The 15,013-nt window shown below is 49.1% G+C and carries 16 protein-coding genes; 11 read left to right on the forward strand and 5 right to left on the reverse strand.

The genetic code is table 11. The annotated features are described in order from the left end of the window. Positions 1-94: 94 nt before the first annotated feature. The 5 genes from M2404_RS12110 to M2404_RS12130 all read right to left on the reverse strand — a co-directional run bounded on the left by M2404_RS12110 (position 95) and on the right by M2404_RS12130 (position 5,023). Positions 95-1,150: a nucleotidyl transferase AbiEii/AbiGii toxin family protein gene (locus M2404_RS12110; protein WP_259240000.1), complete on the reverse strand. Its 1,056-nt coding sequence runs from the start codon at positions 1,148-1,150 to the stop codon at positions 95-97. Then, positions 1,143-1,739 (reverse strand): DUF6088 family protein, encoded by a 597-nt coding sequence (locus tag M2404_RS12115; RefSeq protein ID WP_259240001.1) that lies wholly within the window; start codon positions 1,737-1,739, stop codon positions 1,143-1,145. The genes M2404_RS12110 and M2404_RS12115 overlap by 8 nt, the downstream gene beginning before the upstream one ends. Before the next feature lie 112 nt (positions 1,740-1,851). Further along, positions 1,852-2,649, reverse strand: a complete 798-nt coding sequence (locus M2404_RS12120; RefSeq protein ID WP_259240002.1) for a gluconate 2-dehydrogenase subunit 3 family protein — start codon at positions 2,647-2,649, stop codon at positions 1,852-1,854. After that, positions 2,649-4,328, reverse strand: a complete 1,680-nt coding sequence (locus M2404_RS12125) for a GMC family oxidoreductase (RefSeq protein WP_259240003.1) — start codon at positions 4,326-4,328, stop codon at positions 2,649-2,651. The genes M2404_RS12120 and M2404_RS12125 overlap by 1 nt, the downstream gene beginning before the upstream one ends. Further along, a complete protein-coding gene (locus M2404_RS12130) occupies positions 4,328-5,023 on the reverse strand; it encodes a 3-keto-disaccharide hydrolase (protein ID WP_259240004.1) in 696 nt (231 codons plus the stop codon). Before M2404_RS12130 ends, M2404_RS12125 begins: the two co-directional genes overlap by 1 nt. Positions 5,024-5,375: 352 nt before the next feature. On the opposite strand from M2404_RS12130, the gene M2404_RS12135 reads away from it, so the two are divergent. The 11 genes from M2404_RS12135 to vgrG all read left to right on the forward strand — a co-directional run bounded on the left by M2404_RS12135 (position 5,376) and on the right by vgrG (position 15,005). Further along, a complete protein-coding gene (locus tag M2404_RS12135; protein ID WP_310503087.1) occupies positions 5,376-5,873 on the forward strand; it encodes a CinA family protein in 498 nt (165 codons plus the stop codon). A 62-nt stretch (positions 5,874-5,935) separates the two neighbouring features. After that, positions 5,936-6,979 carry a recombinase RecA gene (gene recA, locus M2404_RS12140; RefSeq protein WP_215396317.1) on the forward strand — a complete coding sequence of 348 codons (1,044 nt, stop codon included), beginning with the start codon at positions 5,936-5,938 and terminating at the stop codon, positions 6,977-6,979. A 173-nt stretch (positions 6,980-7,152) separates the two neighbouring features. Then, complete coding sequence (locus tag M2404_RS12145) at positions 7,153-7,959, forward strand: substrate-binding periplasmic protein (protein WP_259240005.1); 807 nt, start codon at positions 7,153-7,155, stop codon at positions 7,957-7,959. Between the two features lie 416 nt (positions 7,960-8,375). Beyond that, a complete protein-coding gene (locus M2404_RS12150; RefSeq protein ID WP_259240006.1) occupies positions 8,376-8,957 on the forward strand; it encodes a Pvc16 family protein in 582 nt (193 codons plus the stop codon). After that, complete coding sequence (locus tag M2404_RS12155) at positions 8,954-9,796, forward strand: hypothetical protein (protein ID WP_259240007.1); 843 nt, start codon at positions 8,954-8,956, stop codon at positions 9,794-9,796. Before M2404_RS12150 ends, M2404_RS12155 begins: the two co-directional genes overlap by 4 nt. Positions 9,797-9,813: 17 nt before the next feature. After that, positions 9,814-11,373: a phage tail sheath family protein gene (locus M2404_RS12160; protein ID WP_259240008.1), complete on the forward strand. Its 1,560-nt coding sequence runs from the start codon at positions 9,814-9,816 to the stop codon at positions 11,371-11,373. 41 nt (positions 11,374-11,414) lie between these two features. Further along, on the forward strand, positions 11,415-11,873 hold the full coding sequence (locus tag M2404_RS12165) for a phage tail protein (protein ID WP_068229268.1): 459 nt from the start codon (positions 11,415-11,417) through the stop codon (positions 11,871-11,873). Between the two features lie 15 nt (positions 11,874-11,888). Beyond that, positions 11,889-12,353, forward strand: a complete 465-nt coding sequence (locus M2404_RS12170; protein ID WP_259240010.1) for a phage tail protein — start codon at positions 11,889-11,891, stop codon at positions 12,351-12,353. A 4-nt stretch (positions 12,354-12,357) separates the two neighbouring features. Then, positions 12,358-12,531, forward strand: coding sequence for a DUF5908 family protein (locus M2404_RS12175; protein WP_215395576.1), 174 nt, complete (start codon positions 12,358-12,360; stop codon positions 12,529-12,531). Then, the gene (locus M2404_RS12180; RefSeq protein WP_259240012.1) at positions 12,531-13,214 is read left to right on the forward strand and encodes a CIS tube protein; all 684 of its coding nucleotides are present in this window, start codon (positions 12,531-12,533) and stop codon (positions 13,212-13,214) included. The genes M2404_RS12175 and M2404_RS12180 overlap by 1 nt, the downstream gene beginning before the upstream one ends. Before the next feature lie 3 nt (positions 13,215-13,217). Continuing rightward, the gene (vgrG, locus tag M2404_RS12185) at positions 13,218-15,005 is read left to right on the forward strand and encodes a type VI secretion system tip protein VgrG (RefSeq protein WP_259240014.1); all 1,788 of its coding nucleotides are present in this window, start codon (positions 13,218-13,220) and stop codon (positions 15,003-15,005) included. Positions 15,006-15,013 lie beyond the last annotated feature (8 nt).

Genomic DNA, 15,013 nt, shown 5'->3' on the forward strand with positions numbered 1-15,013 from the left:
TGCTTGTAGAATGCTGTATGGTAACAACCCAAGATAGGCCGGACGTTGGTTTGATCTCTATCATTGGCAAGCTATGCTGCTTTTACAGCATGTGTTACCTCGGCGAGTTTATATCGTCGCAATTGAGGGTAATGGTATGATTGTTGAGCTTGGATTCAAGGCTGACGCATATTTCTAGCAGTGTGTCGAAGGGGAGGACATCGCCAACCATCACTTCATCGGCCAGCATGGCCGCATAGTCCTTTTCAAGTGCAGCTTTAGCTTTGCCCTCAGGGACAATTTTCAAATGTCCGGTGGTTGCTGCTGCATAGTCGATCACTTGGCCATCTGCGTTTTTTTCGATAAAAAAGTGTGACTTATGGCGGGCGACATCCGTTGCCACCTGACGATCAGCAATTATCGCCGTGAAATGAGGGCTTCGTACGATTGCGGCCAGGTCGTGCCAGTGCCGTGCGTAACGTTCACTGCGAATACGGCCTTGTGCGCAAAATACGTGTATAGCCGTGGCTTTCTCCCAAAAGGTGCGTGCGATGCTCATGACCTGTGGTGATGCGGTGGGAAAGGATACTTCGGGCAGATAGTCGGCAATGTCACAGGAGACCTGGAATATCTTGTGTGGTTCACCAGTAGCGCGGCCGCCGAATTCCAGTGTAATAGTCGGCGCTATATATCCAGTGCCTTGTGTCAAAGCAGGATAGTGCAGGAATAACTTATCCTTCCCTGGCCCTCCGAGTTCGAGTCTGGCGTCCAGACCATCACGGACCAGGGCTGCCCGAATCACAGGTTGTATATTTTCCTTGATCCAGCCCGGTAGCCGGTGCCGCACAGCTTGTGTCCATTTATCAGCCTGACTGCGGCTGGCAGGCAATTCCCCACTTTCACCGATTAAATCCGGGATAAGTTTGCGGATGTCGTAGGTCAGGTCGATATCTTCGGAGAAACGGTCAATGACTTTATAGACCTTTGATAATGACGTACCGCCTTTGAAGGTGAGGTCACCTGATAAGGGTGACTCGAACAGGGCACGAAGAGCCCACACTACCCACAGATCCTTTTCGAGCAGGTGAGAGGGGCGGCCGGTTTCAGCACGCCCTTGCTCCAGTGCATCGTGTTGATCTTGCTTGCTTAGATCGAAGAAGTATTCAGGCACGGGCGGCTTCTTTACCTATGGCTTGAGCCATCCAGCCGGGTAATGTTGCGCGAGCCTGAATAAGTGCCTGCCACTCAGAGTGTGGCAGGGTACGATGAAGTGAGGCCAACGATGTTTCGGCATGTGTCTGTCCAATCCACGCCAGTGCACGTATAGCCGCTCCGGCTTGTCGTGCACCGAGAGCCAGCATCCAGCGGGGAGCATGCTTGACCAGCACTTCCGAACGGCCAAGCTGCAATTTTCGGGTTTTTCCTGAGGTCAGATAAACCTCACGAATAGGCACCTGCTGTGTTAGCCCAAGAGCATTGGCAGCATTGGCGCCGTGTGGAACAAAGATTTCACCACTTTGTTCAGCCAGCGCTTTTACGAGCTTTTCAACAGCAGGCGCACGCTGGCCGAACCGGCTGGACACCGGAACAGAGTATGTACCGCGCGCCACGCGCAGTAGTTTGCCCATCCTGGCAAGGCGAGAGAATGCCTGATCTACGGCGGACCGGCTTCCCAAATGCAAAAATTCTTTAGGCGATAGCACACCACCCTCGGGAAGGGATAAGGCTTCTTTAAGAATAGTCTCGGGCAATGTGTTCATGGGTACCTCTCAAAATGAGAGAAAGTATATTCCAGTTTCTGACATCATGAAAGTAAAAAAGCTCCCTGTCTGTGCGATCAGAGAGCTAAGTTAAATGGACGTTGACTAAGGCTTAACTCACCGGATAAGCAAAGTCACTAAGCCCCAATTCTGCCAGTGTTTTATTTAAATGGCTGTATGCCTCTGGCGTGGGGCCGGGGTAGGCACCAGCGATGGGAACATTACCCAGATAGCCGATATCTTTAATGCCTTCCGGCGTACAGAAATAAGCTGCTAGTACCAGATTGCGCAGTCGGCCAAAGGCTTTGGCAATACGCTGGAACTGTTTTGGGGTTTGTTCGTTGTCGTAGGCAATATCGTCGATAATCGCCAACTGCTGTGTTGTGCCAAGTGTCGTGAATGGCTTGGAGAAACGCAGAGTGGCCTCATCGTCCAGCCAGGCCAGTGCAGACAGAATAGTCAGCCTGTCCCGCTGCTGGCTGGGATAAGGTGCGCTAACCCATTCATCAATTACGGAGGGTACCTGCACTGCCGAAGCTGATGGTGATTGCCCTTCCTGCGGCACGATAATATCTGACAATAACGCCACCAGTGATAGTTGAGCAGGTGTTAGTGTCAATGGCCAGGGGGCTTCAGGTGGCATGATCAGGTTTGGATCTTTACCGTAACCCTTGGCAGTTATAGGTTGCAGCTTTAGCTCTGGCCAGTGTTCTGTGCTTGTGGTACCGCTGGCTGTTTTTGCCACGGGGGTTGGCTCACACCCTGCAAGGGCGGGTAGCATGGCACTGGCAGCCAGTGCGGCCAGCAGTTTTAGTGAATCACGACGGCTTAAATGGTTAGTATAAACCGAAGAGAGGTTGTCGCCATGTTCGGCAGTGCTTTGGTTTGATATCAGGGTTGGTTTTTGCATTATAGTTTCCCCGCTGTTAACTGCTCAGCCAGCCAGGCGCTGTTACGCATTGCCAGTGTCATAATGGTCAGGGTGCAGTTTTTATGTGGGTTAGAAGCAAAAACGCCACCGTCCATGACAAACAGGTTCGGGCAATCCCAGCTTTGCCCCCATTGGTTAGTTACCGAGTCTTTGCTTGAGCTGCCCATCCGGGTGGTGCCTACTTCGTGAATAATTTCACCCCCTTTTCTGATGGCATCTTCGGCTGCGGGTAATTCACCAACTGTTGCGCCCATCGTTTCCAGAATAGCTTTGGCCGTTTTCAGGCCGTGCTCAACTTGTTTAAGTTCGTGCTTAGACCATTGCCAGTGAAAACGTGCCACCGGAATGCCCCATTTGTCGGTTACCTGTGGGTCGATATCCATATAGCAATGTTCGTTTGGCAACATTTCACCGCGCAGTGCAAATGAAACGTAAGAGCCGTAATGCGCACGTACCTGCTGTTTTAGCGAAGTGCCATAGCCTTGCAGGTTACCGCTGACATAAGCGCCCGGTTCACCAAAGCGGCCGCCAAGTTCAAAGTGATAACCACGCGGGAAATCCAGTTCTTTATTCGCCTGTGCTTTGTGGCCCCACCAGGGAATAAACAAATGATTGGCGGTATGACCGTCTTCGTTATAACGAGGCCGATCCATTAGTGCCGGTACCAGTGCAGACAGGCCAGCGCCGGTAGAGTCCATCAGGTTACGGCCGACCTGGCCGCTGGAATTGGCCAGGCCGTTAGGGTGACTGGCACTTTTTGAATTGAGTAAAATGCGGGCTGATTCACAGGCACTGGCTGCCAGGACCACCACTTTTGCACTGAGTTGCTGCTCAGTGGCGGTTTTTTTGTCAATATAACTGATACCGGTAACTTTACCCTGTGCATCAACGGTAACTGTTTTTACCATCGCATCGGTAATAATCTGCAGATTACCGGTTGCCTGTGCCATCGGCAGCAGTGACGTTGTGGTTTGAAAAGCGGCGCCGATCGAGCAGCCATAACCGCAGGGCGTAGCATAAAAGCAGGCTGCGCGGTTATCCAGCGGTTTTGTCAGTACGGCACGGTGCATAGGCACAGCGGCAATACCGTGTTTTTTTGCTGCAGCGGCTATCAGTAATTCCGGTACCCGTGGCGGGGGAGGCGGTTGTAACACCCCTTCTGATGATGGTGGCATATCATCCAGGCCGGTATTGGTGCCGCAAACGCCAACTAAAGCTTCGGTTTTGTCGTACCAGGGGGCGATGTCGTCATAGGTGAAAGGCCAGTCGGCACCGAGGCCATCCCGGCTTTTGCCTTTAAAATCATGCTCGCTAAAACGCAGCGAGTAGCGGCCCCAGTGGTTAGTGCGGCCTCCCAGCATCCGGGCGCGCCACCATAAAAAGTCTGAGCCTTCGGCTGTGGTATAGGGCTCGTTTGGCACCTGCCAGCCACCGTCTACGGTGGAGTCGTAAAAACCGAAGTCTTTATCTGGTGTGGATGTGCCCATCAGCGGTGCGGCTGAGTTGGGCCTAAACATCGGAGTTTCTGTTTTCGGGTCGTAATTGCGGCCCGCTTCCAGCAACAGCACTTTGTGGCCTTGCCGGGTTAACTCATAAGCAGCCATGGCACCGCCGGCACCTGAGCCGACAACCAATACGTCATAGGCAAAATCGTTCATCAGTTTAGCTCTTTAATTTTCAGATTTTTAAACCACACCACATCACCGTGATCCTGTAAACCAATATGGCCGCGGCTGTTAGCAGCAAAACCAGACCAGTTGGCAAACTTGCTGGCGGTTACCAATTGCTGCCACTCTTTGCTGTGAAGCTCTACCGATACTGCCTTTACGTCGTTTTGCCAGATGGTTAGCTGGTTATTTTCCAGCCGGATACGTACCTGGTTCCACTCACCGGCAACTTTATGTGAGGCTACCGGAGAGGCTATCATGTCGTACAAAGAACCGGATAAATGGTTTGCCAGCTTGTTATCGGGGTGGCGCTCGTTATCAAGGATCTGAATTTCCGGCGCATGTGAGTAAATCTGGCTGCCGGCTTCATCTGCCAGAATAAAAATGCCGCTATTACCGCCTTCGGCGATTTTCCAATCCAGCTTAAGGTCAAAATCCTGATACTGGGCTTTAGTCAGAATATCGCCACCGCCTTTACCGGTTAGCTTAATAGTGCCATTTTCGACTACCCACTTATCGCTTAACCCTTCCTGTTTAAAGTTGCGCCACTGCGACAGATCTTTGCCGTCAAACAGCAGTTGCCAGCCATCCTGTTGCTCTTGCGCGGTTAACTGATTATCCGCCGCGAGTGCGCTAAAGCTGCCAAGCGTCAGCAGTAGGGCGTAAAGTTGATGTCTGATCTTCAAGGTCGTTCTCCTCTTGTTGCCAGTGGTTCTTGTTATAAGTGTTGTTTCAATGTAACCGATATCATTGCGTTTGCTGTTATAGTGCAAACTACCACAAAATAAAAGCAGAATTCGATAAAATCACAGTGCTTTTTTAGTGTAAAAACTCGATAAATGCTGCTTTGTATGCAAAAAAACACCATTAATCAGGCCGCTTTTATACTGCGTAGCCTGACAATCTAAAATGTAATCCGTTACATTTTGCTGGCCACAGATAAGGGCGCGGGCTACCCACAGTATAGCCAGGTGGCACTTGCTCCGTTTTCGGTTCTGGCGGCATAATAGCAGGTACTTTTTATGGCGTGGGTGAATTATGGCAACCGCAGACAGTATGACGCTGGCAGCAAAGCTTGGGCAGTTACTGATACAAAAAAAATGGTCGGTTACCACTGCGGAATCCTGTACCGGCGGTGGTATTGGCTATTGGTTAACTGCAGTGCCAGGTAGTTCGGCCTATGTTGACCGTGGTTTTATCACCTACAGCAATAAAGCCAAGCAACAACTACTGGCTGTGCGTAGCGCTACCTTGCTGCAATTTGGTGCGGTAAGTGAAGAAACCGTGCGTGAAATGGCTGAAGGTGCGGCTAAAGCAGCTGGGGCCGATATGGCCATCGCTGTGTCTGGCATTGCCGGGCCGGATGGCGGTTCGGTATATAAGCCGGTAGGCACAGTGTGTTTTGGTTTTTACCTTAATGGTAATGTGGCCAGCAGCCATCTGGTATTTGCCGGTGACCGTCAGCAGGTACGCCAGCAAGCTATCGATTATGCCCTCAAACAAAGCATTGAACTGTTGACAGCTTTAGCAAACTAGACTACTGTACGAGCATACAGTGTTAATTGTCCGGTAAACCCGGCTCAACCATGGATATAAAAATGGACGACAACAAACAAAAAGCGCTTGCTGCTGCCTTAGGTCAAATTGAACGTCAGTTCGGCAAAGGTTCTATTATGCGTTTGGGTGACAGCACCGCGCTGGATATTGCTGCCGTATCAACCGGTTCTCTGGGGCTGGATATTGCACTTGGTATTGGCGGTTTACCTTATGGCCGTATTGTTGAAATTTATGGCCCGGAGTCATCCGGTAAAACAACGTTAACTTTACAGGTGATTGCAGAGGCGCAAAAGGCTGGCAAAACCTGTGCTTTTATTGATGCAGAACACGCGCTGGATCCGGTGTATGCAAAAAAACTGGGCGTTAACGTTGATCAACTGCTGGTGTCTCAGCCGGATACCGGTGAGCAGGCACTGGAAATTTGTGACATGTTAGTGCGCTCTGCTGCTGTTGATGTGGTGATTGTCGACTCGGTAGCGGCCTTAACGCCAAAAGCTGAAATTGAAGGCGATATGGGCGACAGCCATATGGGTTTACAAGCCCGTCTGATGTCACAGGCACTGCGTAAACTAACGGCTAATATTAAGCGCTCAAATACCTTATGTATTTTTATTAACCAAATACGCATGAAAATTGGTGTAATGTTTGGTAATCCGGAAACAACTACCGGTGGTAATGCACTAAAATTTTATGCTTCAGTGCGTTTAGATATCCGTCGTATTGGCTCGGTAAAAGAAGGTGATGAAATCACCGGTAACGAAACCCGCGTCAAAGTGGTAAAAAATAAGGTCGCACCGCCGTTTAAACAGGCTGAATTTATTATTCAGTACGGTGCTGGTATTAATAAACTGGGCGAGTTAATCGACTTAGGTGTAGCTCAGGGTCTGGTAGATAAAGCCGGTGCCTGGTATGCGTATCAAGGCAATAAAATTGGCCAGGGTAAAGCTAATGCAATGAAGTTTTTGGCAGATAACCAACCAGTTGCTGATGAAATTGAAAAAGAACTGCGTGCCCGCCTGTTGTTAAAGCCGGGCGAAAAGCCGATTGAAGAAAGCATTCCAGAGGCGTTTGAAGCCGATTTATAAAGGCTGCCCATCTGTTGTTAATAAAGCCGGCGTAAGCTGGCTTTTTTGTGCTTTCAGGAAGAACCCTACCTGTCGGTAGTGCCGGACGATGGCTATATTTTACACAGCTGCAGGCAAATTGGCTTAGCCGGGCTTATAGTTGATGTCAGTGCATGGTATTGCAGGGGGGCATAATGAAAGGTTTTCTGACGTTTATTGTTAGCTGTATTCTTAGCCAGCCGGTATACAGCTGTACTTTACGTATGGGCATTGAAACCAGTTTCGCACCTTATATTATGCAACACGGCGACAGCTGGCGTGGTATTAATGTTGAGCTGCTGCAACGGCTGGTGCAAGAGATTGGCTGCGAGCTTGAGTTTATTCACAGCCCCTGGCTACGGTCATTAAAACTTATCGAACAAGGCGAGCTGGATGTACTAAGCCACCTTAGTTATAACGCTGAACGTAGCAAACAGTTTGCCTTTATTGGCCCGTATCAGCAGGAAAGCATCTATCTGGTAGGTTTGCCGCGTGCTTTTTCAGGCCTTACTGCAGTCGACCAACTACAAAACAGCGGTACTAACGGCATTATAGCACTGCTAAATGGTGCTTATTACGGCGACAAGCTGGACAGCATTTTAAATGATGCGAAAAGCCGTACCCGCTTTGTGTTTATTCGTAGCAATGAAGATAAGCAGGCATTATTACTAAATGGCCGGGTGCACGGCGTGTTGGAGGATATTGCGGCTTATCATTATTGGAAAACCCAATCTGGTTTGCCCACGGCAGATTATGTGCCACTGTTTCAGGTGCACCAGAGTATGGTTTATTTTGGTTTTAACCTGCGCACTGTTAGTAGCACCCAGCTAAAACAGTTAGATCTGGCCTGGCAAAAGCTTTATGCAAACGGCACTGTGGCCGCTATTGTAAAGCGTTATCCGCTGCCCGGTTATCAGATCCAACTACCCAAACCGGCTTCTTTATTACCTGCAACAGACTAATACAACTGACTGTTCAAGCCTTGTTCAGACCAGCAGCACTTTGGCCTGTGTTAAGTGCCTATATATGATAGTAACGCATACCATCTTTGTCATTCCTTCTGCTGTCTCATGGCTACCCGCCAGGGCTTGCGTCTTTTATCTCCCGGTAGGCAGGTATTAAATATATTTCTAATGAAAATGCCGATTTACTTGATAAATTTATTATATGTTTGCAAAGCACTAAACAATTACTATCTTTAATCGCATTATGTGAACGCTCCTTGTATAAATAACCTTCTGCTCGTTTTTGTTATTTGTTTTTACTGTTGTCGGAGACTAAAAGCGCAGTTAAAAGCGCTGCAGGTATTCACTGTTAATCTGAAGTATCGTTCACAGCCATGAAGGCTGTGTGGTGTTCGTTTGGCTGGAAACACAACATGATAGCAAAGACGTTGTCACAATTGGCGGTGCAATTAAACCGTTTTTTGCGGCATAACTTTAAACTGGAAGAAGATGTGGTGCTGGTGTCTAACTTAAATGAGGCCGACGGTACCGTATTGACTCAGGTTAATAACAAATTGGTGCTGTTTTTAGTTGGTATCGAAAAAGAAGCAGCTTCGCGCAGTAAAACAGTGTTGCCTGATGCTGGTTTTGCCCGCAGTGCCAACAGCGCTCCGCCATTACACCTTAATTTACATTTAATGCTGGCTGCCAACTTCAACGGTTCTAACTACAGTGACGCTCTGACGTTATTATCAGCCAGCATCAGTTTTTTTCAGCGTAACCCACTGTTTACTCATCAAAACCTGCCTGATCTTGATCCCACGATCGAGCGGCTGGCGCTGGATATGGAAAACCTCAGTATTCAGGACACCAGTAATCTGTGGGGCATGTTAAGTGGTAAATATCTGCCATCAGTGCTGTATAAGGTACGGATGATCAGCTTTGACGGTGCTGATATTTATAGCCAGAGCAGTTTATTGCGTAAACCGGATACTGATCTCGGAACTCAGCCATGAGTTATCTGCCACTATGTAATATTGTAATTCAACATCAATATTTTAGTGATGGTTTGGCACAATCGTTACGTCTTACCGCTGCAGTACCAACACAGCGCCAGTTACAAAATGCCCAGTTGTTGCTTAAGCCTACAAAACAGGGCGCCGTATTATTGCTGGACACAAGTCGGCGTGACATAGCCGCTGCCTGTTGTGAGCCAGTTCTGACATTATATTTTCTTTTATACAGCGACGACCCGCTCTTTAGTAGTTACAGCCTGCCACAGCTACAGCCACAACAATTATTGTACTGCGATAACCGAGGGGCGATACAGGATGATGCCACTTTACGCTTACATTCCGGGCCGGAGGTTGGCAGCACAGAAATAATAAGTGCTGATGATACGCGCCTGGCCGGCATACTGTCGACAAAAGGCAAAACTTTACCTGTAATGCTGCTGGCCCTTGATATAACCGCTTTACACATAGCGCAACTTACTGCAGATAACACAATATCTTATCTGCTGCGGTTTGGCAGCAGGCAGAGTGTCTGGCGCTATTACCTGTGTGGTACAGCCTTTACTCAACCGCTGCGCATTCAGGATATGGCGCAGCAAACCCAATTTATTCAGCAAGACGATACCTGCCTGGCCAATGGCCGTGTGGCCCAGGTATTTGATTCTGCCCAACCTTTAAAGCTGCAGCAATTCAGCCCGTACCGGTTTCAGCTGATAACCACTGTACATGGCAGTGAGAAAATTCTGATTAAACGGTTACCGGTTGCGGTAGCCGGGCAAATCGATAAAGCAGTAGTCAACGGAGTAGCAAGTCACGTGTCGGAAATTTACCTTAACTATTAACCAGAAAGGAACACATCATGGGGCAGATGAAAACGCCGGGCGTTTATATCGTAGAGAAAAATGCCTTTCCCAATTCAGTGGTGGAAGTGGCAACGGCTGTGCCGGCTTTTATCGGCTATACCGAAAAAGCACTGAATGGCAATAAGTCACTGACTAACCAGCCAATGCGTATCAGTTCAATGTCAGAGTTTCACAATTACTTTGGGTTTGCGCCGTTGCCAATGTTTGCTTTGGCAGAGGCTGCCGCTGCAGGCGATAACAGTTTTATAGTGGCAGGCAAACATTATGAACTGAACCACGACAGCGGAAAAAACCTGTTGTATTACGCCATGATGCTGTTTTATCAAAACGGTGGTGGCCCTTGCTACATTGTGTCGGTAGGTAACTACGCAGACGATATTGAAGGGGCGAAATTAATGGCCGGTATTGATCAGCTGATCAAAGAGCAGGAACCGACCATGCTGGTAATACCCGAAGCTGTGCTGCTGGCCGAAGATGATTGTATTGCGGTACAGCAAGCGGCCTTGGCGCACTGTGGCGGAAAAATGCGTAACCGTATTGCTATTCTGGACGTATGGCAGGGTTATAAGCCGCGTCAGCATCCTGATGGCGATTGCATTGATAATTTCCGTGGCAAGCTGGGTATTAACTATCTGGATTTTGCGACAGCCTATTACCCCTGGCTAAACACCACCATAGTGCAGGAACGTGATCTGAGTTATCTGAACCTGACACCTGCCGAGTTGCTACAACAATTATTAAAACAAGAGCGCAACCTGCCGGATGAGTTGCCCAAGCTGGATGATAAAGCCACCGCTGCGGATAAAGCCGCTCAGTTAAAACTGCAACAGCAACTGGATGCCATTAACGATATCAGCAAAGACTGGAGCAAGCTGGATCAAGCCGAAATGGTAGCCAGCCAGATGTTATTGCACAAAAGTCTAAAAGCAATCAGCCCGCTGTACAACCAGTTACTGGGGCAAATGCGCGATGTATTAAACCTGCTGCCGCCCGCTGCTGCAATGGCCGGTATTTACACCATGGTGGATAACACCAAAGGTGTGTGGAAAGCCCCGGCGAATGTCAGTTTAAGCGCTGTGGTGTCACCGGCGGTAAATATTACCCACGATGAGCAGGAAGATTTAAACGTCAGCACTCAGGGTAAGTCGGTTAATGCTATTCGTACCTTTATTGGCGAAGGCACTCTGGTATGGGGCGCCCGTACACTGGATGGTAACAGCCTGGACTGGCGCTACGTTAGTGTACGCCGGACCATGATTATGCTGGAAGAATCTATCCGGCTTGGCACCAAAGCCTATGTGTTTGAAAACAATACCGCCAGCACCTGGGTCACCATTAAAAGCATGATCCGCAATTTTCTTACCGGTATCTGGAAACGTGGTGGTTTGGCCGGTGCGTCACCGGAAGATGCATTCAGCGTTAGTGTCGGCTTAGGTGAAACCATGACTCCGGAAGATATTCTCGAAGGCGTGTTGCGGGTAACGGTACTGGTGGCGTTGATCCGTCCGGCCGAGTTTATTGAAATTACTTTCCAGCAGCAAATGCAGAAATCTTAATTAACTAACTGGTTTATTAAACGAATACAAGGAGCTTAACAATGGCTGATGACGGTTCAACCCAATCCACTTCGGTATGGCCCTTACCGAAGTTTTATTTTCAGGTGAAATGGGACTCTGAAGTAATGTCGTTTCAGGAAGTATCCGGCCTGGATGTCGAGGCGCAAATTATTGAATACCGCGCCGGTGATAACCCGGTATTTTCTGCCACCAAAATGCCGGGGCTGAAAAAGTCCGGCAACGTCACGATGAAAAAAGGCGTGTATAAATCGGATAACAAATTCTGGGCCTGGTTTAGCCAGATCAAGATGAACACCATCAAGCGTCTGCCCATTACCATCAGTTTGCTGGACGAAGCAGGCGGCACCACCATGGTATGGACCTTAACCAACGCCTGGCCAACCAAAATTACCGGCACGGATCTGAAGTCAGACGGCAATGAGGTGGCAATAGAAACCATCGAAATTGTACATGAAGGTATCACCATTGATAACCCGTAACAGGTAATACGCAGTATGAGTGAACTGGCAGCGTCAGATTATCCGTTACCGGCGTTTTATTTCCGGGTGAAGTTTGCTTCATCCGGCGATAGCGCCGACACCGCGTTTCAGGAAGTGTCGGGTATAGGTGCACAACTGGATACTGAAGATGTAGTAGAAGGCGGTGAAAACCGTTTTGTGCATAAGCTGCCCAAAGCGGTAAAGCACAGCAATCTGGTATTAAAGCGTGGTATAGCACCAAACAGCTCTTTGCTGGTGCAATGGTGCATTAAGGTGTTTGAGCAGGGGGTAGATATAGCCATTACTCCCATGACAATCACCGTGGAATTGTTGGATGAAACCGGCCAGCCTGCCCGCAGCTGGTCGTTTGTTAACGCTTACCCCGTTAGCTGGCAGGTAGAAGGCTTTAACGCCAGCAAAAACGAGGTAGCCATAGAAAAGCTGGAATTTAGCTATCAGTACCTAACCCGGGAGCGCTAACACTATGCCGATTGAAGTCACCAAACTGATTGTCAAATCTACCCTGCTGGAAGAGCAAAGCGACAACCCGGCACGTCAGCCTTACCCGGCACAGGATTTACAGCAACTAAAGCAGGACATCCTGCAGGAATGCCAGCGGTTATTGCAGCAGGCGCAGTATGAGCAGAGGCCGCGCTGATGAGTGGCAGTAAGTCGCTGTTAACTATAAGTTGTTGCGACAACAATGGCCAGCCCACAGGCGAAGGGCAGTTTCAGGCGATGATTAATCCGGCCAGCCTGAATCATCAGTTGGGTATTAGTTACAACACCGATAACAGCAAGAATTTACCTGTGGGTAAGTCGGCAGTAGAAAGCAAATTAAGCCAGTACCAGCAGGAAAAACTCAGCTTTGATCTGGTGCTGGATGGCACCGGCGTGGTGCCGGTATCAGGGCAACAGGTAGCGGATGTCAGTAAACAGGTAAAGCAGCTGAAAAATGTGGTGTATCACTACGTTGGTGAAAAACATGAACCCAGCATTGTAAAGCTGCAATGGGGCCAAAACTTTAGTTTTGTTGGCCGCTTAAATAGCATGACAGTGGATTACACCCTGTTTAAACCCGGTGGTGACCCGCTGAGGGCAAAAATTAAGCTGAATTTCGGCAGCTATATGTCAAACAAACAAGAGGCACTAAAGGCTGACAGACAATCGCCGGATCTGACGCATCAGGTGCTGGTAAAAGCCGGTGACACTCTGCCTAATTTGTGTTACCGCATCTACCGTGACAGCAGCTACTACCTGGCAGTCGCTGAATTTAACCAGTTAGACAGCGTTAGCGTGCTTACGCCCGGCCGCCAGCTGTATTTCCCACCATTGAGGTAAGTTATGGCCAATTCTCCGTTACAAGGTGCCGACGGTCCGGTACGGCTTAGCATCACCAGCGATGGTACCGCGTTGGCCGACAGCATCAGTATTATCAGTGTTGATATTACCAAGGCATTAAACCGGGTACCGCTGGCTGTGCTGACATTCAGTGATGGTGACATGCCGGCGAAAGATTTTCCGCTGTCGAATCAGGCTTCTCTGGTGCCAGGCGCCAAACTGGTGGTAAGTGCCGGTTATGGTGATGATGAACAACAAATCTTTAGCGGGGTAGTGGTTAAACACAGCCTGGCTATCAGTGGTAACAATCAGGCGAAACTTATTGTTGAGTGCCGTGATCCTGTTTTTGCCGCTACGCTGGCGCGTAATAATGCCAATTATACTGACATGACCGACAGCGATATCTGGCAGCAACTGGCTGGTAAATATGCTGTCAGTTGCAATGCCACCGCCACCGCTGAAAGCCATGCCGAGTTGGTGCAGTATTACAGCACTGACTGGGATTTTATGCTGCTGCGTGCCGAAGTAAACGGCATGCTGCTGTGTGCCGATGATGGCAAGCTGAATATAGCGCCGCCGGATACTACAGCCGCAGCGGTGCTTAGTATTACTTACGGCGATGATTTACTTAGTTTTAATGCCAGTCTGGATGCCAGCCAGCAGTTTAGCTCAGTTAAAACAGTTAGTTGGAACCCCGCCAATCAGGAAGTTCAAAGCGACGAAGCTGCCAGTGCAACCCTTACAGGCCAGGGCAATATAGCTGCCGGTACGCTGGCTGACGTAGCGGCAGTAAAAGCATTTCGTTTGCAAAGTAATGCTCCGCTTACTGATGCCAGTTTAACCAGCTGGGCGAAAGCGCAGCAGCTGAAATCCGCACTGGCACGCATTCGCGGTGAGCTGCGCTGCCAGGGCTCTGCGCTGCTAAAACCCGGTGTATTAATTACGGTGAACGGTGTAGGCGAGCGCTTTAACGGCGACGTTTTTGTGTCTCAGGTGCGGCATATTATTGAAGATGGCGATTGGATATCTCAGGTAAGTTTTGGCATGTCGGCACAGTGGTTTGCACAAAATACCGATATCAGCGCTCCCTTAGCGGGCGGTATGTTGCCTGGTGTGAGTGGGCTGCAAATTGGTGTTGTACAACAACTGGACAGTGATCCGGCGGGCGAGTGCCGCATTCAGATCAAAGTACCGTTGCTGGAAGCTGAAACCGAAGGCATATGGGCCCGGTTACTGAGTTTTTATGCTTCAAGCGGCTTTGGCCAGTTTTGTCTGCCAGAGGTTGGAGACGAAGTGATCCTGGGCTACCTGAATAATGATCCCTGTTATCCGGTGATCCTAGGTAGCGTATATAGCAGCAATAAACAGCCGCCTTATGCCGCTGAAGCGGCAAACAATATTAAAGCTTTTGTCAGCCGCACCAAGCTGACACTGGAGTACGACGAAGAGAAGAAAAAGATCAGCATTTTTACCCCCGCAGGTAATAAAGCCGTGCTGGATGACGACAGTAAAACCATTCTGCTGCAAGACCAGCATGGTAATAAGGTTGAGCTGTCTGACAGCGGCATTTTGCTTGATAGCCCCAAAGACATCAGCTTAAACGCCAAAGGCAAAATCAGCCTGCAGGCAGTGGGTAATGTTGAGCTGGCCGCCAAAGCCGATTTTAAGGCCGAAGCGCTGAATATCAGCCAGCAGGCCAATGTAAGTTTTACTGCCAAGGGAAGTGCCAGTGCCGAATTGTCTGCCAGCGGCCAGACTACGGTAAAAGGTGCTCTGGTAATGATTAACTAGGAGTTTTG

It is taken from the genome of Rheinheimera pacifica (genome assembly GCF_024809855.1).
In the GTDB taxonomy this organism is placed as follows: domain Bacteria; phylum Pseudomonadota; class Gammaproteobacteria; order Enterobacterales; family Alteromonadaceae; genus Alishewanella; species Alishewanella pacifica_A.

Bases quoted from the DNA above. Each gene is read 5' to 3' on its own strand.
- M2404_RS12115 (WP_259240001.1), bottom strand. From the start codon at position 1,739: ATGAACACATTGCCCGAGACTATTCTTAAAGAAGCCTTATCCCTTCCC.
- M2404_RS12120 (WP_259240002.1), bottom strand. From the start codon at position 2,649: ATGCAAAAACCAACCCTGATATCAAACCAAAGCACTGCCGAACATGGC.
- M2404_RS12125 (WP_259240003.1), bottom strand. From the start codon at position 4,328: ATGAACGATTTTGCCTATGACGTATTGGTTGTCGGCTCAGGTGCCGGC.
- M2404_RS12135 (WP_310503087.1), top strand. From the start codon at position 5,376: ATGGCAACCGCAGACAGTATGACGCTGGCAGCAAAGCTTGGGCAGTTA.
- recA (WP_215396317.1), top strand. From the start codon at position 5,936: ATGGACGACAACAAACAAAAAGCGCTTGCTGCTGCCTTAGGTCAAATT.
- M2404_RS12145 (WP_259240005.1), top strand. From the start codon at position 7,153: ATGAAAGGTTTTCTGACGTTTATTGTTAGCTGTATTCTTAGCCAGCCG.
- M2404_RS12150 (WP_259240006.1), top strand. From the start codon at position 8,376: ATGATAGCAAAGACGTTGTCACAATTGGCGGTGCAATTAAACCGTTTT.
- M2404_RS12155 (WP_259240007.1), top strand. From the start codon at position 8,954: ATGAGTTATCTGCCACTATGTAATATTGTAATTCAACATCAATATTTT.
- M2404_RS12160 (WP_259240008.1), top strand. From the start codon at position 9,814: ATGGGGCAGATGAAAACGCCGGGCGTTTATATCGTAGAGAAAAATGCC.
- M2404_RS12165 (WP_068229268.1), top strand. From the start codon at position 11,415: ATGGCTGATGACGGTTCAACCCAATCCACTTCGGTATGGCCCTTACCG.
- M2404_RS12170 (WP_259240010.1), top strand. From the start codon at position 11,889: ATGAGTGAACTGGCAGCGTCAGATTATCCGTTACCGGCGTTTTATTTC.
- M2404_RS12175 (WP_215395576.1), top strand. From the start codon at position 12,358: ATGCCGATTGAAGTCACCAAACTGATTGTCAAATCTACCCTGCTGGAA.
- M2404_RS12180 (WP_259240012.1), top strand. From the start codon at position 12,531: ATGAGTGGCAGTAAGTCGCTGTTAACTATAAGTTGTTGCGACAACAAT.
- vgrG (WP_259240014.1), top strand. From the start codon at position 13,218: ATGGCCAATTCTCCGTTACAAGGTGCCGACGGTCCGGTACGGCTTAGC.